The 18,744-nt window shown below is 68.9% G+C and carries 20 protein-coding genes; 7 read left to right on the forward strand and 13 right to left on the reverse strand.

Translation table 11 applies throughout. The features are described from left to right. Positions 1 to 24: 24 nt before the first annotated feature. The 9 genes from FBZ89_RS21580 to lgt form a co-directional block, all read right to left on the reverse strand. Entirely contained in the window at positions 25 to 747 is a 723-nt protein-coding gene (locus FBZ89_RS21580; RefSeq protein ID WP_145752066.1) for an energy transducer TonB family protein, read from the reverse strand. Between the two features lie 16 nt (positions 748 to 763). Next, entirely contained in the window at positions 764 to 2,956 is a 2,193-nt protein-coding gene (locus tag FBZ89_RS21585; RefSeq protein ID WP_186457498.1) for a TonB-dependent receptor, read from the reverse strand. Between the two features lie 274 nt (positions 2,957 to 3,230). After that, positions 3,231 to 3,653: a DUF2946 family protein gene (locus FBZ89_RS21590; protein WP_145752070.1), complete on the reverse strand. Its 423-nt coding sequence runs from the start codon at positions 3,651 to 3,653 to the stop codon at positions 3,231 to 3,233. Between the two features lie 159 nt (positions 3,654 to 3,812). After that, positions 3,813 to 4,433, reverse strand: coding sequence for an aminoacyl-tRNA hydrolase (gene pth / locus FBZ89_RS21595; RefSeq protein WP_145752071.1), 621 nt, complete (start codon positions 4,431 to 4,433; stop codon positions 3,813 to 3,815). Positions 4,434 to 4,439: 6 nt separating this feature from the next. Continuing rightward, the gene (locus tag FBZ89_RS21600; protein WP_145752073.1) at positions 4,440 to 5,045 is read right to left on the reverse strand and encodes a 50S ribosomal protein L25/general stress protein Ctc; all 606 of its coding nucleotides are present in this window, start codon (positions 5,043 to 5,045) and stop codon (positions 4,440 to 4,442) included. A gap of 305 nt (positions 5,046 to 5,350) precedes the next feature. Beyond that, positions 5,351 to 6,283: a ribose-phosphate pyrophosphokinase gene (locus FBZ89_RS21605; RefSeq protein ID WP_145752075.1), complete on the reverse strand. Its 933-nt coding sequence runs from the start codon at positions 6,281 to 6,283 to the stop codon at positions 5,351 to 5,353. Between the two features lie 171 nt (positions 6,284 to 6,454). Continuing rightward, positions 6,455 to 7,255, reverse strand: a complete 801-nt coding sequence (gene pgeF / locus FBZ89_RS21610) for a peptidoglycan editing factor PgeF (protein ID WP_145752077.1) — start codon at positions 7,253 to 7,255, stop codon at positions 6,455 to 6,457. A 3-nt stretch (positions 7,256 to 7,258) separates the two neighbouring features. Beyond that, positions 7,259 to 8,395 (reverse strand): class I SAM-dependent methyltransferase, encoded by a 1,137-nt coding sequence (locus FBZ89_RS21615; RefSeq protein WP_145752079.1) that lies wholly within the window; start codon positions 8,393 to 8,395, stop codon positions 7,259 to 7,261. Further along, complete coding sequence (gene lgt / locus FBZ89_RS21620; protein WP_186457499.1) at positions 8,395 to 9,198, reverse strand: prolipoprotein diacylglyceryl transferase; 804 nt, start codon at positions 9,196 to 9,198, stop codon at positions 8,395 to 8,397. Before lgt ends, FBZ89_RS21615 begins: the two co-directional genes overlap by 1 nt. Positions 9,199 to 9,559: 361 nt before the next feature. Here lgt and FBZ89_RS21625 point away from each other — a divergent pair, with 361 nt between their 5' ends. From FBZ89_RS21625 to FBZ89_RS21645, 5 genes are all read left to right on the forward strand, one after another. Then, positions 9,560 to 9,865, forward strand: a complete 306-nt coding sequence (locus tag FBZ89_RS21625) for an accessory factor UbiK family protein (protein WP_145613293.1) — start codon at positions 9,560 to 9,562, stop codon at positions 9,863 to 9,865. Positions 9,866 to 10,133: 268 nt separating this feature from the next. After that, the gene (locus FBZ89_RS21630) at positions 10,134 to 10,637 is read left to right on the forward strand and encodes a type III secretion system chaperone family protein (protein WP_088870881.1); all 504 of its coding nucleotides are present in this window, start codon (positions 10,134 to 10,136) and stop codon (positions 10,635 to 10,637) included. Between the two features lie 52 nt (positions 10,638 to 10,689). After that, positions 10,690 to 11,499 carry a pyrroline-5-carboxylate reductase gene (gene proC, locus FBZ89_RS21635; protein WP_145752081.1) on the forward strand — a complete coding sequence of 270 codons (810 nt, stop codon included), beginning with the start codon at positions 10,690 to 10,692 and terminating at the stop codon, positions 11,497 to 11,499. A gap of 6 nt (positions 11,500 to 11,505) precedes the next feature. Continuing rightward, positions 11,506 to 12,000, forward strand: a complete 495-nt coding sequence (locus tag FBZ89_RS21640; protein WP_145752082.1) for a YbaK/EbsC family protein — start codon at positions 11,506 to 11,508, stop codon at positions 11,998 to 12,000. Between the two features lie 189 nt (positions 12,001 to 12,189). Further along, entirely contained in the window at positions 12,190 to 12,672 is a 483-nt protein-coding gene (locus tag FBZ89_RS21645; protein WP_145752085.1) for a phasin family protein, read from the forward strand. An 83-nt stretch (positions 12,673 to 12,755) separates the two neighbouring features. Here FBZ89_RS21645 and FBZ89_RS21650 read toward each other — a convergent pair whose 3' ends face one another. Genes FBZ89_RS21650 through FBZ89_RS21660 form a run of 3 tightly spaced genes read right to left on the reverse strand, consistent with a single transcriptional unit; the run spans position 12,756 to position 15,438 of the window. Further along, complete coding sequence (locus FBZ89_RS21650; RefSeq protein WP_145752087.1) at positions 12,756 to 14,138, reverse strand: ATP-binding protein; 1,383 nt, start codon at positions 14,136 to 14,138, stop codon at positions 12,756 to 12,758. Positions 14,139 to 14,170: 32 nt separating this feature from the next. Then, the gene (locus tag FBZ89_RS21655) at positions 14,171 to 14,872 is read right to left on the reverse strand and encodes a response regulator (RefSeq protein ID WP_145752089.1); all 702 of its coding nucleotides are present in this window, start codon (positions 14,870 to 14,872) and stop codon (positions 14,171 to 14,173) included. 53 nt (positions 14,873 to 14,925) lie between these two features. After that, the gene (locus FBZ89_RS21660) at positions 14,926 to 15,438 is read right to left on the reverse strand and encodes a MarR family winged helix-turn-helix transcriptional regulator (protein WP_145613288.1); all 513 of its coding nucleotides are present in this window, start codon (positions 15,436 to 15,438) and stop codon (positions 14,926 to 14,928) included. 264 nt (positions 15,439 to 15,702) lie between these two features. Here FBZ89_RS21660 and FBZ89_RS30970 point away from each other — a divergent pair, with 264 nt between their 5' ends. Continuing rightward, positions 15,703 to 16,125 carry an RT0821/Lpp0805 family surface protein gene (locus FBZ89_RS30970; protein WP_186457500.1) on the forward strand — a complete coding sequence of 141 codons (423 nt, stop codon included), beginning with the start codon at positions 15,703 to 15,705 and terminating at the stop codon, positions 16,123 to 16,125. Positions 16,126 to 16,248: 123 nt separating this feature from the next. Next, positions 16,249 to 17,805, forward strand: coding sequence for a serine hydrolase domain-containing protein (locus tag FBZ89_RS21670; protein ID WP_145752093.1), 1,557 nt, complete (start codon positions 16,249 to 16,251; stop codon positions 17,803 to 17,805). A gap of 107 nt (positions 17,806 to 17,912) precedes the next feature. Here FBZ89_RS21670 and FBZ89_RS21675 read toward each other — a convergent pair whose 3' ends face one another. After that, positions 17,913 to 18,224, reverse strand: a complete 312-nt coding sequence (locus FBZ89_RS21675; RefSeq protein ID WP_145752094.1) for a hypothetical protein — start codon at positions 18,222 to 18,224, stop codon at positions 17,913 to 17,915. Between the last annotated feature and the right edge of the window lie 520 nt (positions 18,225 to 18,744).

The raw sequence follows: 18,744 nt of genomic DNA on the forward strand, positions 1-18,744 counted from the left end.
GGGCGGCCCTCCCCATTTGCCCCATTAGCGGAAGCGGAATGGCACCGTGAAGCTGAACCGCCCGTCCGTCAGCAGCGTCTCCGGCGGTGCTGGCAGGGGCGCCGCTTGGCTGACGGCGCGCAACGCGATGTCGTCCAGCACGGCGCTGCCGCTGGAGGTCAGGATCGTGGCGTCGCGCACGTGACCGTCGGCGCCCACCGAGATGGACAGCACCACCGTTCCCGCCGCCGCGACATGGGCGGGCCGATGGCGGGCCAGCGCCTGCCACACTGCGCGGGTATAGGCTTCAAGCATGTCCGGCGGTGGCGGATCGGGGGGACGCCGGATCACGGCGGGGGGCGGTGCGTCGGCGGTCGCGGTCTCCGGTAGCGGTGCCTCGGGGACGGGAAGGGCTGCCGCCACGACCGGCGAGGCAGGCGCCGGTGGGCTCACGGGGGCTGCGGGGTTCCGCTGCCGCAGATGGGACGGCGGCGCTTGGCGGCGGGGCCGGATCGTGGGCGTCTCCACCACCCGCGGCGGCGGGGGCAGCAGCCGGGCCACCACCACGGTTTCGTCCTGTGCGCGGATTGCCGCCGGCGGGCCCGACAGCCCGGCCATCCAGGTCACCAGGGCGGCCTGGATGGCGAGGGCGATAAGGGCGGCGAAGAGCGCCCCGGCGCGCGGATGTACCGCCCGGCCATAGGCGGCCGGACGAAAGCCGGCCATGACGCCGGGGGACACCCGGGACGGGGCGGTCTTTTGCCTCATGTCAGGATCGTCCCCGTCAGAACTTGACGGTCAGGCCGGCGTTGAACGACCGCCCCGGGCCGGGCACCGAGCCCAGGAGCGTGGCGTAGTTGGCGGCCCGCCAGTCGCCATAGTCGATGCCGCCCAACGGCAGGGCATAGGCCTTGTCCATCAGGTTCTCGATGGCGAAGTCCACCCGGATATCGCCCCAGGTGTAGCTGCCGCGCAGGTTCACCTGGGTGTAGCCGGGGGTGGTGGGCTCCCGCAGCAGGCGGTCGACCTGCGTCTTGGCGTCGACCATCTGCACCTCCACCGTCCCGTGCCAGCCGCCCAGCGTGTGGTCCACGGCGATGCGGCCGTTCAGGGGCATCATGTGATAGAGGCCATCCTCGTCCGACACCGTCTGGCCCCGGACCCAGCCCAGCACGCCGCTGATGCCGATGGCACCATGGTCGGCGTCACGCCAGACGGTGGCCTGGCCCGACAGGTCCAGGCCATAGGTGCGGGCGTCACGGTTGGCGAACATGACCTTGGCGAAGGGAACGCCGTTGGACACCACCGGGGTAAGCAGGCGCTGGCTGATGTAGTCCTCGATATAGCTGTAGTGGGGGGTCAGGCGGATTTCCCAGGCTGGGGGCGCTTCCGTGCCGTCGGCGGGGGGTGCCGCGCGCCAGCTGAATGAGGCGCTGACGGTGTTGGCGACCTCGGGCTTCAGGTCCGGATTGCCGACGTAGTAGTTCCCGTCGCCATTCCAGGTGATCATGCTGCTGGCCATGTTGCCGGTGGACCAGGCATAGCGCTCATACAGGTTGGGCGAGCGGCTTTTGCGGGCATAGCCCAGGTCGACCGTCGCCTGGTCGTCGATGGCGTAGCGCAGCTTGGCCGTGGCATCGACATTCGCGTCCGTGCGGGCGCGGTCGCGGGCATTGAAGGCGGCGGCGTTGGCGGCATAGCTGGTGTTGTAGCCCGATACGGTGCCGGTGTTCATCCATACCGTGTCGTTGCGCAGTCCGGCCAGGCTGCTCCAGCCGCCTCCCCAGGTCCGCTCCCATTCCACGAAGGTTCCCAGGCGATCGCGCGTGCCGCCGTTGATGGTGTGGAAGGTGTTGGGGCCCATCATCATGGCCATCATGCCGCCCACGGGCGGCCACCAGTCATCCAGGGCGTAGTGGTGGAATTCACTGCCCACCCGCAGCGTGTCGGCGGCGCTGAGCGGAATGTCGGCCTTCACCGTGTAACCGGTGGCGTTGGACCGGGTGTTCATGGGCATGCCGCCACCATCCGAACCACCCTTGTCCTCCAGGAAGTTCATGGCGTGGCGGACATGCTGCCAATACGCGGCGGCGTCCAGCGTGCCCCAGGCGAAGCCGGCCTTGTAGTGCGCGTCGACCGAGGTGCCACGGTTGTCGGTCATGTCCATGCGCTGGTTGGCGAAGCCCTCATAGGGCGTGTACTGCACCCCACCGCGCACCTCCAGCACGCCGTCGTCGCCCACCCGGGCCGCCAGGCTGAGCGTGTGGCTTTGGGTTTCGAACAGGGTGGAGTTGACGTCCTTGCCGTCGCCGCCGCGGGCGTAGTCGTCGCCCCGGCTCCATGACCCGGCATAGCCCACGACGTAGCGGTCGGTCGCGGCGGACAGGTGGCCACCCACGGTCGTGCCGTTGTTTACACTGCGGAAGGCGGTGGATACGTCGCCGTGCACGGCCATGCCCTGGCCTTCGCCGGCGAATTGCGGCTCCGGCGTGGTGACGGCGATGGTGCCGCCGATGTTGTCGCCGCCCCGGCTGACGGGCGTCACCCCCGCCAGAACGTCGATGGCGCCCACGTCGCCGGGGGCGATGTAGGACAGGGCCGGGTTCATATGGTTGGGGCAGGACGCGGCCACCGGCACATTGTTGACCAGGGTCAGCACCCGGTCGTCGGCCAGGCCCCGCAGGACGGGCAGGCTGGAAATGCCGCCGGCCCCATAAAGGGAGACGCCGGGCAATCCGGAGAGCAGGGCGGCGGTGTCGGGGGTGGCGGTTCGGCGGTCGGCGATGGCCTGGCTGCCGAGGTGGCCGTCAGCGGACGGGGCGGACATACCCCCGGCCGCGAACTCCCTGTCCACATCGATGGCGGGCAGGGCGACGGCGGGGGGCTTCCCATCGGTCGCGGCCTGCTGGGCCATCGCGGTGGCCGGCAGCCAAGGCAGGGCACCGGCCATCAGGGCCAGGGCCGATACCCGGGTCAAATGGATGGACGCATGCGGGCCACTCGGGCGATGCGACGGAGCAAGGCACCCGGCGAGGGCGCTGGAAACGCTGAATGACATTTGTGAAGCCAATCCGAAAGGGCGGCGGACTCCGGGCGCCAGCGGCCGGCAACGTCCCGGCGGCGCACCCCGCCATGGGGGCGTCCGGACATGCTCCACCGCGCGCTGGACCCGGTAAGGGCCGCGACTGGGAAGGACCGCGCCGGTCCACCCCTCGGTCGGGGTGGGGGGGCGCGGGGTCGATTGGGGGGCGTCAGGCCCGGGCCGGTGGGCCCCGGGGATAGGCGGACTGGCGGTAGGGGGTGGTCCCCGCCGGACTGACGGCGCTGGCCAGATCCAACCGGCCCGCAAGCCGGGGCAGGGGCAGGGGCACCGGGGACGGCAGGGCCATGCCGCCGTGCAGGAAGGGTAGGCAATAGGCGCAAAACGGCTGGGCATGGCCGCCGGTCCCATGACGGGACGCGTCACCGCTCTTAGGCCCGCTGGCCGGTGCTGCCGGGCCGCAGAGGATGTAGGCGGTGTCCGGGTCGGCCTGCGCCGCCCGCAGGCGCAGGGGCAGCACGCCGGCGGCCATCACGTCGATGGCCAGCAGCGCCAGCGTCAGCCAGGCGATCAGGCGCCTGCCGCTGTCGCGGCGCGCCTGGTCCAGTCGGTTATGTGCGGTGCGTCGTGTCATGCCCCCGATCCATCGGAAGACTTTCCGGGGCCATGACCGTCAAGTCAACGCAGGGGCACTCACGCCAGCCCCGCCGATGCGCGGCGGCTTTGGTTGATCCATGTCGTTGACGGGTGCGTTGAAGGCGGGTGTCGACGCGGCGCCGGCTTGGGGGGGGGCTTAGCGAGGCTCGACCGGGGATATCTTGGGCGCGGATTGCTTCGCCGGCCTGGGCGGCTGCGTGACCAGGGCGACGCGGCTCTGGAACTTCTCGGGCTCACCCTCGGTCATCAGGTTGAAATCGCCCACGACCGCGTCCAGGAAGGGGACCAGCCAGGTCTGCTCGGCCTTGGCGAAGTTGGACAGCACCCAGCCGTGCACCAGGTTCTTGTCCCCCGGATGGCCGATGCCCAGGCGCACGCGCCAGTAATCCTTGCCGATGTGGTCGTCGATGGAGCGCAGGCCGTTGTGCCCGCCGTGGCCGCCGCCCTTCTTGGCGCGCAGCTTGCCCGGGGGCAGGTCCAGCTCGTCATGCAGGACGATGACCTGGTCGGGCGTCATCTTGTAGAACCGCATCGCCTCCCCGACCGATTGGCCGGACAGGTTCATGAAGGTCTGCGGTTTCAGAAGATAGATCTTTTCGGGGCCGATCTGCCCCTCGGTGATCAGCCCCTGGAAGCGTTTCTTCCAGGGGCTGAACCGATGGCGTTGGGCGATCTCGTCCACCGCCATGAAGCCGACGTTGTGCCGGTGGTGCGCATATTCCGGGCCAGGGTTGCCCAGACCGACCACCAGCCGCATCGTCTATCAGGCCTCGGCAGCCGCCGCCGCGTTCTCTTCGGACTTCAGGCCCGAGGGAGCGGCAACGGTGGCGATGGTGAAGTCGCGGTCGATGACCGGACGGGCGCCTTCCGGCAGCTTGACGCTGCTGATGTGGATGGAGGCGCCGACATCAACGCCATCCAGGTTCACCGTCAGGTGCTCCGGAATGTTGTTGGCGCGGACGTGCAGTTCGACCTCGTGGCGGACGATGTTCAGCACGGCGCCACGCTTCAGGCCGGGGCTGGCGTCATGGCCAACGAATTCCACCGGCACCTTCACCACGATCTCGGTGGTGTCGCTGACACGCAGGAAATCGACGTGCAGGGGACGGTCGGTCACCGGGTCGAACTGGACGTCGCGCGGCAGGGTGCGGGTGGTCACGCCATCGACGGTGACGTCGTACAGGTGCGTGAAGAAGCCCGGCTTGTGCAGCACGCGGGTGAAATGGACGGCCTCCAGGGAGATCGTCACCGGCTTTTCCTTGTTGCCGTAAATCACGGCAGGGATGCGGCCATCGCGGCGGGTCTGACGGGCGGTCCCCTTGCCTGCCCCGTTCCGCGCCTCGGCGGCGAGCGCGATAATCTGGGTCATTGGTACTCTCCTTAAGAAAATGCGCCAGCCTCCAGGGGTGCTGACGCGGTCGGAATGCGCGGGTGTATGCGCGCGACGGCCCGGAGTCAAGCCATAGAGTCAAGAAGGCGGCCATGAGGCCGCCTTCGAGGGTGCTTGGTGCTGTCGGCATAAAGCATATCAGCGGCATGAGTTCTGAACTCATGCCGCTGTAGGACGTGACTGCGTCCTCCGGACATTTCCGGGGAACGCAGTGGACTGGAAACCGAGGAAGCCAAACGGCCGGATGGCCGCGCCCGGCGTTTGAGGGGGCCTTCGATCAGTGATCAGTCGAACAGAGACGACACCGACTTCTCATTGCTGATGCGCTCGATAGCCTCGGCGATCAGGGGGGCGACGGTCAGGTGGCGCACGTTGCGCGAGACGCGCACGGCCTCGGTCGCCTGGATGCTGTCGGTGGTGATCAGCGCTTCCAGCGGGGACTGCGCCACGCGGGCGACGGCGCCGCCCGACAGCACGCCATGGGTGACGTAGGCGCGCACCGACTTGGCGCCCCGCTCCTTCAGGGCGACGGCGGCATTGCACAGGGTGCCGGCGCTGTCCACGATGTCGTCAACCAGGATGCAGTCGCGGCCGCTGACGTCGCCGATGACGTTCATCACCTCCGACACGCCGGCGCGCTCACGCCGCTTGTCAATGATGGCCAGGTCGGCGTCCAGGCGCTTGGCGATGGCGCGGGCGCGCACCACGCCGCCCACGTCGGGCGACACGATCATCAGGTTATCGCGGCCCATGGTGGTCTCGATGTCCTGCACGAACACCGGGGCAGCCACCAGGTTGTCGGTGGGGATGTCGAAGAAGCCCTGGATCTGGCCGGCGTGCAAATCCATGGTCAGCACGCGGTTGGCACCGGCGGTGGTGATCAGGTTGGCGACCAGCTTGGCCGAGATGGGGGTGCGGGGACCCGTCTTGCGGTCCTGGCGGGCATAGCCGTAGTAGGGCAGCACGGCCGTGATGCGCCGGGCCGAGCCGCGACGCAGGGCGTCGATGGTGACCAGCAATTCCATCAGGTTGTCGTTGGCGGGATAAGAGGTGGACTGGATGACGAACACGTCCTCGCCGCGGACGTTTTCCAGGATTTCCACGAAGACTTCCATGTCGCTGAAGCGCCGGATGCTGGCCTTCGTCAGCGGAACCTTCAGGCAGACCGAGATGGCCTCGGCAAGCGGGCGATTGCTGTTGCCGGCGATGAGCTTCATGGGGTCGCTCTTAATAATAGGAAGTGGGCGACGCCGGAGCGTCTTCATACCTTCATAAAGGCGCGCGGACCATATCAAGCAAGGCCTAGGCTGTAAACCGCCGCCCCCCGCTGTCTGGGCACGGGGGGCATGCGCCGATACGGGGGTTCCGCCCCCCCGCTGGAAGCTGTCTCAGGAGATGGGGTCCAGGGCTATCATGCTGATATGGCGGCCATAATCGCCCTCGCACTGCAGGGTGGACCGCCGATAGCTGAAGAACAGATCCTCCCGCTCAACCGTGTCGTGGCCGGTATGCGCCACCCTGGCCAGGCCGCACCCGGACAGCCGGTGCCCGACGTAGGCTCCGATGTCGAACCGGGGATGGTCCGCCCGCCGGCCGGGATGGAAGAAGCGCGCGTTGCCGGCGTCGGCCTCCAGGAAGCGGGCCTCGAACTCCGGCCCCACTTCATAAGAGCCGGCGCCGATATGGGGGCCGACGCCGGCGACGATGCGGGCGGGGTCGGCCCCCAGATCCGCCATGGCGCGCACCGTGGCCTCCAGCACGCCCGTGAAGGCGCCCTTCCAGCCGGCATGGGCGGCCCCGATCACCCCGGCGGTCGGGTCGGCGAACAGCACGGGCACGCAATCCGCCGTCAGGATGCCCAGGGCGATGCCCCGCTGGCGGGTGACCATGGCGTCGGCCCGCGGCGCCTCCTCCCGCGCCCAGGGGCGTTCCACCGTCACCACCGTGGGGCTGTGCACCTGATAGACGGTGACCAGGCTGTCCGCCGGCAGGCCCAGGTCTGCGGCGCAGCGCGCCCGATTCTCCGCCACCGCCGCCGCGTCGTCGTTCGACCCGAAGCCGACGTTGCGCCCGGCGTAGAGCCCGGTGGATACACCGCCCCGCCGGGTGAAATAGCCATGGTGCACGCCGGGCAAATCCAGGGCGTCCAAGGTCAGGTAGGGGCGGTCTTCAGGGATCGGGGCGGTCATGGATCAGCCTTCGCTGGGTTCGAAGCCGGCGGGCGGCGGCGCGCCCGGGCTGGTCAGGGCCAGGGCCTTGAACAGGCGGCCCATCTGGTCGGGGGCGGCCAGGCGGTCCAGTGCCAGGTCGATGGCATGGGCCTGCGGGGCCGCCGCACCCCGCTTCAAGGCGGCGGCGCGCTGCTGGATGCCCAGACGGTGCAGCAGGGCCCCCTGCTCGACAATGCCATGGGACCGGGCGCCGGCCGCCACCGCCGTCGCGGCCAGGGTGCGGAAATCGACGTGGGCCGTCAGGTCGGCCTGGCCTGGGTCGTCCAGCACGACGGCGTAGGCGTGGCCGCGCACCGCCTGCAGCGTGTCGCCCAGCGGCCGCGCGTCATAGCCATAATCCACCACCAGGGCGGCGCCCGGGTGGGTGGCCAGGCGGCGCCCGATTTCCCCCGCCACGGTCAGCGCGGCGGGGCACAGCTCCACCACCGCGCCCTCGGGCGCGTCCCGCAGGTCGGGCGGCACCAGCAGCGCGGCGCCGCCGCCGGCGTCCAGCGTCCAGGCGAAGCGGCTTTCCGGTTCCAGCCAGGTGACGCAGCGTTCGGCCCAGCCGCGCGCCGTCTTCTGCATCTGGCGGATGGGCAGGGCATCGAAGAATTCGTTGGCCAGCACCAGCAGAGGCCCTTCGGGCACCACCGCCAGGCTGTCGGCCCAGGCGATGGGATGGGGTGGCTGGGCGGCGGCGGGCAGGGCCGCCAGGGTGGCGCGCTGGCGGGCGCGCAAGGACGGGCTGGTCTCCACCATATGGACGCGCAGGGCCTGGGTCAGGCCGGGAACCCGGGCCATGGCGCGCAGCGCGTCGGCCATCAGCGTGCCGCGCCCGGGCCCCAGCTCCACCAGGTGCAAAGGCGCAGGCGAGCCCAGGGCCAGCCACGCCTGGGCGCACCACAGGCCCAGCAGTTCCCCGAACATCTGGCTGATCTCGGGCGCGGTGGTGAAGTCGCCGGCGGCGCCCAGCGGGTCCCGGGTGGTGTAATAGCCCAGCGTGGGATGGCCCAGCGCCTCGGCCATGAAGGTGGACAGGCGCAGGGGGCCCTCATCACGGATACGGCGGATGAGATGGCCGGCCAGGGTTCCGAGGGGCGGAGGCGTCCCCGGCATCAGGCCGCCGCCGGCACGCGGCGGCGGGCCAGGGCCACCAGGGCCACGCCGATCAGCAGCATGGGCACCGACAGGATCTGGCCCATGGTGACGCCGCCGCCCAGCAGGAAGCCCACCTGCACGTCGGGCTCGCGGAAGAACTCGGCCGTGATGCGGCACAGGGCGTAGCCGATGAGGAAGGCGCCGGTCAGCGTGCCGGTGCGGTCCCGCACCGACGGGACGCGCGACAGCAGGAACAGCGCGGTGAACAGCACGATGCCCTCCAGCCCCGCCTCATACAGCTGGCTGGGGTGGCGGGGCAGGTCGTCGGCATGGGGGAAGACCATGCCCCAGGGCACGTCGGTGGGCCGGCCCCACAACTCCCCGTTCACGAAATTGGCCAGGCGGCCCAGGAACAGGCCGATGGGGGCGGCCACGGCGGCCAGATCGCCCAGGGACAGCGGGTTGAAGCCGCGCCGCCGCGCGAACAGCAGCACGGCCAGGGCCACGCCCGTCATGCCGCCGTGGAAGGACATGCCGCCGTTCCAGACCTTCAACATGTCCAGCGGGTGCTGCAGGTAGAAATCCAGGTTGTAGAACAGGATGAAGCCGAGGCGCCCGCCGGCCAGCACACCGACAACGGCCCAGACCAGGAAGTCGTCCAGCTCCGCCGGGGTGGGGCGGCCGTTCATGCGCCGGGCCATGCCCAGCGCCAGGCGGTAGCCCAGCGTGACGCCCACGATGTAGGCCAGCGCGTACCAGCGCAGGGCGAAGGGGCCGATCTCGACGATGGTCGGGCTGATATTGGGAAAGGCGAGGGCCATGATGCTGTGGATATCCCCGTGGACGTCTCTTCCGGCCTGTCATGCGGTGGGCGCCGGGCACATCGGCACGCCCTTGTCCCGGCGGGCATCCGCCCCCACATGGCCGGCCGTGTGAAAAGAAATGGACTCGGCTGTTCGGCTTTATAGGGGCACCGCGCCCCGGTCGCAACCGGTGGCCGGAATCCGCAACCACGCGGCCCGCGCCGTGGCGCTACCAGGGGCGCTCCTCCGGGGCGCTTCGAAGGTGCTGTTGCACGTGCGAACGTGGGGCGCGATAATGGCGGCCTGATGGCCGTTCGCTTTCCGGGTCCCGCCGCATCGGTACCGGGGCGTCGGCGGTACTGCTTTGAGGATTGAGGCGATGCAGGTGGACAACAAGGTGCTGGACGATTTGGCCCGTGTGGCCGGGGGCGCCGTCGGCGCCGTGGCCGGGCTGAAGAACGAGGTCGAGGGCCATGTGCGCCAGCGTTTGGAACGCGTGCTCAGCGGCTTGGACATGGTCCGCCGGGACGAGTTCGAGGCCGTGAAGGAAATGGCCGCCCGCGCCCGCGCGCAGGAGGATGAGATCAACCGGCTGATGGTCCTGCAGCAGGCGCTGCTGGACCGCGTCGCCCATCTTGAGTCGGTTGTGGCCAAGGCCGCGGCTGAGGCGGACAAGCCGGCCTGAGCGCTCACCCCCTGGCCGAAAGGGGTGCCTTGGGCCGAAACCCAAGGGATTCGAGGCTTCCGGCCCTGCCCAAAGGGGGCGGGTGCCAAACGGGCCCAGTGGCCGGGTAGAAGACGGTTGCGGGGGCGGTTATCCTCTGGCACCGTACCCCTGGTAGCTCCCACGCCCGGCAGCACCAGATTTTGTTTTGAGCGGATCGGACGTTTCCGGTCCGGCGCCGGGCGGGATGGGCCGTCCCTTGCCATCGCGCGCGACAGGAGGGCGTATCATGTCGGCACTTGCCGTCGAGACTAGCAGCACCACCCACAATCCCCTTGATATCGTCGAGGAGATCGTCTCGGCCAACGAATGGCCGTTCGAGCGCGCCAGCGAAGACGAGATGATCGTCGAGATCAACGGCCGGTGGTGCGACTACCGGCTGTTTTTCGTTTGGCAGAACGAAGTCAGCGCCATGCAGTTCTCATGTCAGTTCGACATGAAGGTGCCGCCGGCCCGCAAACTGGCCGTCACCGAGCTGTTGGCCGAGGTGAACGGAAAGATGTGGCTGGGCCACTTCGACGTGTGCAGTGAAGAGCACACGCCCATGTTCCGCCAGACGCTGCTGCTGCGGGGCACGCGGGCCGCCAGCGTGGAACAGATCGAGGATCTGGTCGAAATCGCGGTGGCGGAGTGCGAGCGCTACTACCCCGCGTTCCAGTTCGTCATCTGGGGCGGCAAAAGTGCCGCGGACGCCGTTTCCGCCGCCATTCTGGACACGCTCGGCGAAGCTTGATACAGCCCACACCCCGGGACCTCCGTTTGAATGTCATAAATAGGGTGCGGGGATGACGGCTGTGGATTTGTTGTTGGTGGGCTTCGGCAAGATGGGCGGCGCCATGCTGGCCGGATGGCAGGCGGCGGGCACCGTCCGTCGCGTGATCATCGTCGACCCCGTGGCCCCCACCGGGTCCGTGCCGGAGGGGACGGTCCTGGTGTCTGATCCCGCCGCCATCCCGGCGGATTTCAGTCCCACCGCCGTGGTGCTGGCCGTGAAGCCCCAGATGATGGACCAGGTGCTGCCGGCCTACGCCGCCTATGCCGGCGGCGCCGTCTTCCTGTCCATCGCCGCCGGCAAGACCATTGCCTATTTCCAGAAGGTGCTGGGCGCGGGCGCCGCCCTGGTGCGGGCCATGCCCAACACGCCGGCCGCCGTGGGCCGGGGCATCTCCGGCGCCTATGCCACGCCGGCCGTCTCGGCCGGCCAGCGCGACCTGTGCCAGCGGCTGCTGAGCGCCGTGGGCGAGGTGGTGTGGGTGGAGGATGAGGGGCTGATCGACGCGGTGACCGCCGTGTCGGGCAGCGGCCCCGCCTATGTTTTCCACCTGGTGGAGGCCATGGCCGCCGCCGGCGCCGCCGTGGGCCTGCCGCCGGACCTGGCGCTGCGCCTGGCGCGAGCCACGGTGACCGGGGCGGGTGAGCTGCTGTACCGCAACCCGGACACCACGGCCACCCAGCTGCGCATCAACGTCACCAGTCCCAAGGGCACCACCCAGGCGGCGCTGGACGTGTTGATGGACGAGGGGCAGGGCCTGGCGCCGCTGATGACCCGCGCGGTCGCCGCCGCCAATCGGCGGTCGCGGGACCTGGCGGGCTGACGCGTCATGGCCGGACCCCTCAGCCCCAGCGCGCAGAAGATCCAGAACCTGCTGAACGATCTGGGCCAGCCCATCCACGTCGTGGAATTCGCCGCCACCACCCGCACGGCGGCGGAGGCCGCGGCGGTCATTGGTTGCGATGCGGCACAAATCGCCAAGTCAATCGTTTTTCGCACACGCGAAAAAAACGCCTCCGTCCTGGTGGTGGCGTCGGGTGCGACCCGCATCAACGAGGCCCTGGTGGCCAAGGCCCTGGCCGACACGCTGAACGGCGACCGGCTGCTGCGCGCTGATCCGGAGTATGTGCGGCTGACCACGGGTTTCCCCATCGGCGGCGTTCCGCCGCTGGGTCATGCGGTGACGCCTGTCACATTATTCGACCGCCGTTTGCTGTCATTTCCTACGGTTTGGGCGGCGGCAGGCACCCCCAATGCCGTGTTCGCCATTGCCCCCGATGTACTGGCCCGGCTGGCCGGCGCCCGGGTGGCGGACGTCGCCTAGGCGGAAGGAACGGGGTGTCACCGGTGTCTTAGCCGGTTCGACCTATGGCGGTGCTCGGCCGGCCTATACTAGCCAAAAGAGTTTATTGTGCGGTGCACAAAAACCATTGACCGGCTGGCTTACCCCAAGCATTATCCCCCCGGAATTGCCGCACCGCAGCGGCGCAAGCCGTATAGGGATCTGAACACTATGGCGACCAATCCGTTCCTCGACTTCGACATGACGAAGTTCTTCGACCCGACCAAGTTCGCGGAGTTCACCAAGGTGGACTTCACCAAGACGCTGGCTGACTACAAGGTGCCGGGCATTGACGTCGATGCCTTCGTCGCCGCCCAGCGCAAGAACATCGAGGCCGTGACGGCCGCCAACCAGCTGGCCGTGGAAGGCATCCAGGCCGTCCTGCGCCGCCAGGCCGAAATCCTGCGCCAGAGCCTGGAGGAGACCTCCTCCGTGGTTTCCGACTTCCTGTCCACCGGTACGCCGGAGGACAAAGTCGCCAAGCAGGCCGAGCTGGTGAAGACCGCTTTCGAGAAGGCCCTGGCCAACGTCAAGGAACTGGCCGAGCTGATCGCCAAGTCCAACAGCGAAGCCGCCGACGTGCTGTCCAACCGCGTGAAGGAAAGCATCGAGGAAGTGAAGGCCGCCATCGCCAAGGCCCAGACCAAGCACTGAGCCTGGTTACAGCCTCGCGCTGAATGACAGACGGGCGGCACCCCACAGGGTGTCGCCCGTTTTCATTTCCGCTGCCCGGCTGCTTACACAGGCAGTCTGATCACCGCCCGCAGGCCGCCCCGGGGGCTGTCTTCCAGCAGGACGTTGCCGCCATGACGGTTGGCGATGTCGCGGGCGATGCCCAGGCCCAGGCCGACACCGCCGGTGGCCTGGTTGCGCGAGCTGTCCAGGCGGTGGAAGGGGCGGAACACTTCCTCCCGCATTTCCGCCGGGATGCCGGGCCCGTTGTCGTCAACCAGGACATAGAGGTGGCCGCCCTGGCGCTGCAAGGTCACCCAGGCCCGGCCGGCATAGCGCACGGCGTTGCCCACCAGGTTGGCGACGCAGCGGCGGAAGTCGTTGGCGCGCAGCGGCACGATGATGGTGGCGTCCGGCAGGCTCAGTTCCACCGACCGGCCCTCGCGCCGGGCGTTGGCCACCACGTCGGTCAGCAGGGCACCCACATCGGTAGGGGCGGGCGGTTCGGCGCCCTCGCCCCGGGCGAAGGCCAGATAGGCCTCGATCATCCCCTCCATCTCGGCCACGTCGGCCTTCAGCTCCTCCACCTCCTGGGCCTCGGGCAGCATGGCCAGCTGCAGGCGCATGCGGGTCAGGGGGGTGCGCAGATCGTGGCTGACCCCGGCCAGCATCTCCGTGCGCTGGCTGATCTGGCGCTGGATGCGTTCCCGCATCTGCAGGAAGGCCGTGGCGGCCTGCCGCACCTCCGACGCGCCCTCCGGCTTGAACAGGGGGGTGTCGCGGCCCTTGCCGAAGGCCTCCGCCGCGATGGCCAGGCGGCGGATGGGCCGGATCTGGTTGCGCATGAACATGATGGCGATGGTGAACAGCAGCAGCGAGCTGCCAGCCATCCACAGGATGAACACCCAGCTGGTGAAGCTGAACAGCCGCCGCTCCGGCGACAGGACGTGCAGCACGCCGTCGGGCAGTTGCACGTTGATGCCGTACCATTCATGGGCGACGTGGGTGTCTATGGTCCAAGGGCGGCCAACCTTCTCATCCAGGGCCCGGCCCAGCGTGTGCTCCAGGATGCCGAACAGGTGCTGGCGGTGCCAGTTGGGCAGCCGTTCGCCCGGGCTGAAGGTCACCATCAGGTCGGTGGTGCGGGTCACCATGTCCAGGGTCACGCCCCGGTCATCTTCCGTCTGGTCGCGGCCCAGCTGCTCGATGACCATGGCGATCTCGCCCGCCACGCCGAAGGCCTGGTTGTTGGTCACCCGTTCCCAATGCTGGTCATAGAAGTAGAAGGTGGCGATGGCCTGGGCCAGGATCACCGGCGTGGTGATGATCAGCAGCGACCGGCCGAACAGCGTGCGCGGCAGCAGGCGCTTCACCACGCCGGAAGGGTTGATCACCGGGGGCGCCCCCAGACCCTGGCGCCGGGGCGCCTGTTCACGCGTCATGCTCATGGGGCGTCCTTCAGCGACAAAAAAGGGCGGCCTCAGTCGGGCCGCAGCACATAACCTTCGCCGCGCACGGTCTGCAGATAGCGCGGCTGGCGCGGGTCGGTCTCGATCTTGCGCCGCAGGCGGGTGACCTGCACGTCGATGGCGCGGGCGTTGCTGTCGATGCCGGCGCGCCCCAGATCCTCCCGCGTGAACACCACCCCCGGCTGGGCGGCCAGGGTGCGCAGCAGGCTCGCCTCGCCACTGGTCAGGCGCACGGTCTCCTCGCCCGAGCGCAGTTCCTCCCGCTCGGCATCGAACACCCAACGGCCCAGGCGCACCTCCGCCGCGGCCGCCGCCGGCTTGGGCAGGCGGCGCAGGATGGAGGTGATGCGCAGCACCAGCTCGCGCGGCTCGAAGGGCTTGGGCAGGTAGTCATCGGCCCCCGCCTCCAGCCCGGCGATGCGGTCATCCGGCTGTCCGTTGGCCGTCAGCAGCAGGATGGGCAGGCCGCCACCGGCGCGCAGGCTGCGGGTCAGCTCCAGCCCCGACTCGCCGGGCATGCGCACGTCCAGCACCATGAGGTCGAAGTTCAGGGAGGCCAGCATGCGCCGGGCCGCCGCCGCGTCCGCCGCAGCCGAGACGATGAAGCCGTTCTGCGACAAATAGCGCCGCAGGGCCTCGCGCAGACGGTCGTCGTCATCCACCACCAGGATGTGGGGCTGCTCCTCGGGCAGGGCCTGCTGCGTCATCGTCATGGTCGGATGCTCTCCCTAACGGTCGCGGGGCGGCAGCATAGCATAACGCGGGCTCAGCGCTTCGCCAGCGCCGCCACGGCGGGCCGCGCCTGGGCGAACGTATCCCGGTCGCTGTCGTCCATGATGCCGACCATGACCTTGCGGAAGCCCTCCACCGCTTCCGCCCCCGCCCTGCGGTAGGCGCGGGCGATCAGCTGGCGCTGCGGTTCGGACAGCTGGCGTTCCAGTTCCTGGCCCTTGGGCGTCAGGTCCAGCAGGCGCTGGCGCCGGTCGCGGGTGCCCTGCCGCTGCACGATGTATTCCTCACGCACCAGGTCCTGCAGCACGCGCGACAGGCTCTGCTTGGTGATGCGCAGGATGCCCAGCAGGTCGGTCACGGTGATGTGGGGATGGCGGCCCACGAAGTAGATGACGCGGTGGTGCGCCCGGCCCAGGCCGATCTTCTCCAGCATGGTGTCGGGTTCGGCGGTGAAGTCGCGGTAGGCGTAGAACAGCATCTCCATCGCCTGCCGTAGCTCCTCCTCCCGCAGGAACAGGGGGTTTACGCCGGTTTTCATGTCGGTCATGCGATGCAGGCTTTCGGTACTGGCACGAATAACGGGCGGCATTATGCCAGTTGCGCCCGTGAAGGGGAGCGGTTTCACGGACGATCCGTCGCACCCCGCCCGCCTCGGCCCTTCGGCGGCATACCGCCTTCCGGTCTCTGGCTTTTGGGGGTCGGGCTTCGGCAGGGATTGCGCGGTGGGCGTCACCTTTGGCAAAAAGGGGCGCTCAATCGGGGCGCCGTCGATATTGGGGGGCGTTTACCAGGGGATGCAGGAGCCAAAGGGATGAAGATGAAGCTGTCGGTCGCAGGACTGATGCTGCTGGCGCTGGCGGGTTGCGCCGCCAAGCCCGAGGAGAAGCCCGCGGCGCCGGCCGAGCCGCCGCCCGTCGAGGCGCCCAAGCCGCCGCCCACGGACATTACGCTGGATGCCAGCGACCTGACCGCGCTGCAGACGGCGCTGAAGGAGGCCACGGGCAAGCCCGTCCAGGAAACCGTGAGCTGGACGAACCCGCAGACGGGTCGCCAGGGCACCGTGAAGATGCTGCGCGACGGCTTCGACGCCAAGAACCGCCCGTGCCGTGAATTCCACTCGGTGGTGTTCCAAGGCCAGCTGTTCCGCCACCAGACCGGTTTCATCTGCCGCCAGCCCGACGGCAGCTGGGAAGTGGTCGACGGCGTCGACTACCCGGTCCGCGAACGCAAGTAAGGCGGTCCCCGCCGACTCTCGCTGCCTTGGCCGTGCCACAGTCACGGCCAAGGCTTATGCCGGAGTTCGTGCCGGGCCCGCGCCCGGGCGGACCCATCCGCCTTCGGGGAGCGTTACGTACTGATGTCCCAATCACCGAAATCGGGAGCCACTCCGCCCAAGCCCGGTGCGCCCAAGCCCGGTGCGCCCAAGCCCGGTGCGCCCAAGCCCGGTGCGCCCAAGCCCGGCGTCTCCAGGCCTGGCGAGCCCCGGAGCGGCTACCCCCGGAGCGGCTACCTTCGGGTGGCCCTGCTGCTGGCGCCGGTGGCGGCGGTGGCCATCGGCGGCGGCCTGCTGCTGGCCCATTGGGGCAAGCGTGCGGAAGTGCCGCCACCCCCGCCGCCGGCGGCGGCGGAGCCCCCGGCCCCCCGCGGCCCGGTGACGGTGGAGGTGGCGGGCGGCGACGGACCCATCCTGACGGTGGCCTCGCCCGATGACCGCCAGATTTCGGATGAGGGCCTGAAGGCCCTGCACACCTTCGAGTCCAGCACCGGCACCACGGCCCTGCTGGTCTGGTATCGCGGCGCCCTGCAAGTGGAGGACTACGGTCCCGGGACCCGCCCGGCTGACCTGATGGACGGCGCCGGTCTGCAGGCGGGCCTGCTGACCTTCCTGACCGGCAAAGCCATCCAGGATGGCTTCCTCACTTCCGCGGATCAGGCGCTGGGCCAGATCTTCCCGGACTGGAAGGACGATCCGCGGGGCCGCGTCACCGTGCGCGACCTGCTGGTGGGCAGCAGCGGCCTCGGCTTCCCGCCTGATAACGGCACCCCGGGCGGCCCGGCGGCGGCCGATGCCGGCGCCTGGCTGAAGGGCCTGGCGCTGGAGGCGGAACCCGGGACCCGTTACAAGCCGGCGGAGGGGGAGTTGCAGGTGCTGGCCCTGGTGCTGGAAAAGACGACCAGGCAGCCGCTGGCCGCCTATTTGTCGCAGGGGCTGTGGGCCCCGATCGGCGCCCGCCCGGCGGAGATGCTGTTGGATGATAGCGGCCGCGCCACCCTGGTGGGCTGCTGCGTCAAGGCGACGGCGCGCGATTGGCTGCGCCTGGGCCTGCTGTTGAAGGACGGCGGCCAGGTGGAAAACCGCGCGGTCCTGCCCATGCCCTGGGTGGAGGAGATGCAGCGCCCCACGCTGTTCGCCCGCAACGAGGGCATGCGGGTGCGCCTCGCCTGGCCGCGGGAAAAGGGCGGCCCCGTCAAGGCGGCCGAAGCCTTCGCCGAGCCTGACACCGTCTTCATGGCGGGCGCGGGTGGCCAGCGGCTTTATGTGTCGAAGGCGGCCGACTTGGTGATCCTGCGCCTGGGCCGCGCGGTCGAGCCCTGGGATGACGCCACCCTGGTGAACCTGGTGACCCGCCACCTGGAACGCCCGCCGGAGCCCAAGCGCACGCCTTATTCCTCCATCGCCGTCCAGCCGCAAGGGCTGGCCATGCCGCCCATCGTCACGCCGCGCAAGCCGCCAACGGTGGTGACGGTGCCGCTGGACGCCGCGCCTTCCCACGGCAAGGACGCCCAGCCGGCCTTGCCGACCGCCCCCGCCGTGCCGGGTGGCGCTTCCGGCCAGCCGAATGGGGGCCAGCCGAACGCGGGCCAGTCGAACGCGGGATCGCCGCCGGCGGACAAAACGCCGCACCGGCGGTGAGGCGCCTTAACCATTGCTCACCACTTAAAGTGGTTCTTCCGGGTGGGATCCGTACCGTCTGTCCGCCGGCCTCGGAAGGGGCGCGGCGGAATTGCGGGCATTAACCTTTATTTGGATTTGAAAGCCTTCAACTGCTTGTTGAAATCGCTCGCGAGCTTCTGCATCTGGTCGACGGCATCGTTGTACTTCTTCTGCCAGTTGCCGTTGCCGTTTTTGCCTTCAAACTCGACGCAGCTCATATAGTCCTGGGTCTCCGCCATGAACTTCTTCACGGCTGCGGATGCCGCCTGCATATCCGCTTCCGCCGCCTTGCTGCCGTCCGGCACGGCGGGAGGCGTACCCAGCGTGCACTCCGCCCGCGCTGCGCCCGCAACCCCCAAACCAGCCATCAGGACGATGGCTGCCACCCGCTTCTTCATCTGCACCAACCTCCCAGAGTCCAGTAAGTACACAGTCGAAAAAAGACTATCCATCAAAGCCTTATGGATCGTTACCTACATCTGTCTTCACGCCTGGGGGCCCGTACGTTGCGGACCCGTGCCCTGTTCACGATCAGCCATCGTCCTGGTCGGCCGGAACGCCGCCGGCCGAGATCCGATATGACGGAGCGGTGACGTTTGTGTCACCTGCGCTGAATTTTTATTACTTAAAATGCTAAGAAGAACAGCGGGGCTTGGCCCCTTTTCCCCCGTTTCGTTTATCTCACCCCGTTAGCCCCTTGGATTCCGGGGTTTTAACCAGAGTCTGACGCTAATGGAGCCAGGCTGAAATCCTTTCCGCATTGCGAAAGATAAATTTCAGTCATCGTGGTCCTTGGCGGCGTTAACTGTAGTTGAGGTTATAAGTCAGTTTACAGGTCTGCGAAAGCATGTCTAGGTATTAGCCCAGGGCCTAGGCCGAGCCGCGATCGCACTGTGGGCGAGGGTTCGGGGGCGCGCA

Origin of the sequence: Nitrospirillum amazonense (assembly GCF_007828045.1) — a bacterium.
GTDB classification, from domain to species: Bacteria; Pseudomonadota; Alphaproteobacteria; order Azospirillales; family Azospirillaceae; genus Nitrospirillum; species Nitrospirillum amazonense_C.

Bases quoted from the DNA above. Each gene is read 5' to 3' on its own strand.
- lgt (WP_186457499.1), bottom strand. From the start codon at position 9,198: ATGGCCCTCGCCTTTCCCAATATCAGCCCGACCATCGTCGAGATCGGC.
- FBZ89_RS21650 (WP_145752087.1), bottom strand. From the start codon at position 14,138: ATGAGCATGACGCGTGAACAGGCGCCCCGGCGCCAGGGTCTGGGGGCG.
- FBZ89_RS30970 (WP_186457500.1), top strand. From the start codon at position 15,703: ATGAAGATGAAGCTGTCGGTCGCAGGACTGATGCTGCTGGCGCTGGCG.
- FBZ89_RS21660 (WP_145613288.1), bottom strand. From the start codon at position 15,438: ATGACCGACATGAAAACCGGCGTAAACCCCCTGTTCCTGCGGGAGGAG.
- FBZ89_RS21605 (WP_145752075.1), bottom strand. From the start codon at position 6,283: ATGAAGCTCATCGCCGGCAACAGCAATCGCCCGCTTGCCGAGGCCATC.
- FBZ89_RS21655 (WP_145752089.1), bottom strand. From the start codon at position 14,872: ATGACGATGACGCAGCAGGCCCTGCCCGAGGAGCAGCCCCACATCCTG.
- FBZ89_RS21615 (WP_145752079.1), bottom strand. From the start codon at position 8,395: ATGCCGGGGACGCCTCCGCCCCTCGGAACCCTGGCCGGCCATCTCATC.
- FBZ89_RS21675 (WP_145752094.1), bottom strand. From the start codon at position 18,224: ATGAAGAAGCGGGTGGCAGCCATCGTCCTGATGGCTGGTTTGGGGGTT.
- FBZ89_RS21670 (WP_145752093.1), top strand. From the start codon at position 16,249: ATGTCCCAATCACCGAAATCGGGAGCCACTCCGCCCAAGCCCGGTGCG.
- FBZ89_RS21640 (WP_145752082.1), top strand. From the start codon at position 11,506: ATGGCCGGACCCCTCAGCCCCAGCGCGCAGAAGATCCAGAACCTGCTG.
- pth (WP_145752071.1), bottom strand. From the start codon at position 4,433: ATGCGGCTGGTGGTCGGTCTGGGCAACCCTGGCCCGGAATATGCGCAC.
- FBZ89_RS21625 (WP_145613293.1), top strand. From the start codon at position 9,560: ATGCAGGTGGACAACAAGGTGCTGGACGATTTGGCCCGTGTGGCCGGG.
- proC (WP_145752081.1), top strand. From the start codon at position 10,690: ATGACGGCTGTGGATTTGTTGTTGGTGGGCTTCGGCAAGATGGGCGGC.
- FBZ89_RS21600 (WP_145752073.1), bottom strand. From the start codon at position 5,045: ATGACCCAGATTATCGCGCTCGCCGCCGAGGCGCGGAACGGGGCAGGC.
- FBZ89_RS21630 (WP_088870881.1), top strand. From the start codon at position 10,134: ATGTCGGCACTTGCCGTCGAGACTAGCAGCACCACCCACAATCCCCTT.
- FBZ89_RS21590 (WP_145752070.1), bottom strand. From the start codon at position 3,653: ATGACACGACGCACCGCACATAACCGACTGGACCAGGCGCGCCGCGAC.
- FBZ89_RS21645 (WP_145752085.1), top strand. From the start codon at position 12,190: ATGGCGACCAATCCGTTCCTCGACTTCGACATGACGAAGTTCTTCGAC.
- pgeF (WP_145752077.1), bottom strand. From the start codon at position 7,255: ATGACCGCCCCGATCCCTGAAGACCGCCCCTACCTGACCTTGGACGCC.
- FBZ89_RS21580 (WP_145752066.1), bottom strand. From the start codon at position 747: ATGAGGCAAAAGACCGCCCCGTCCCGGGTGTCCCCCGGCGTCATGGCC.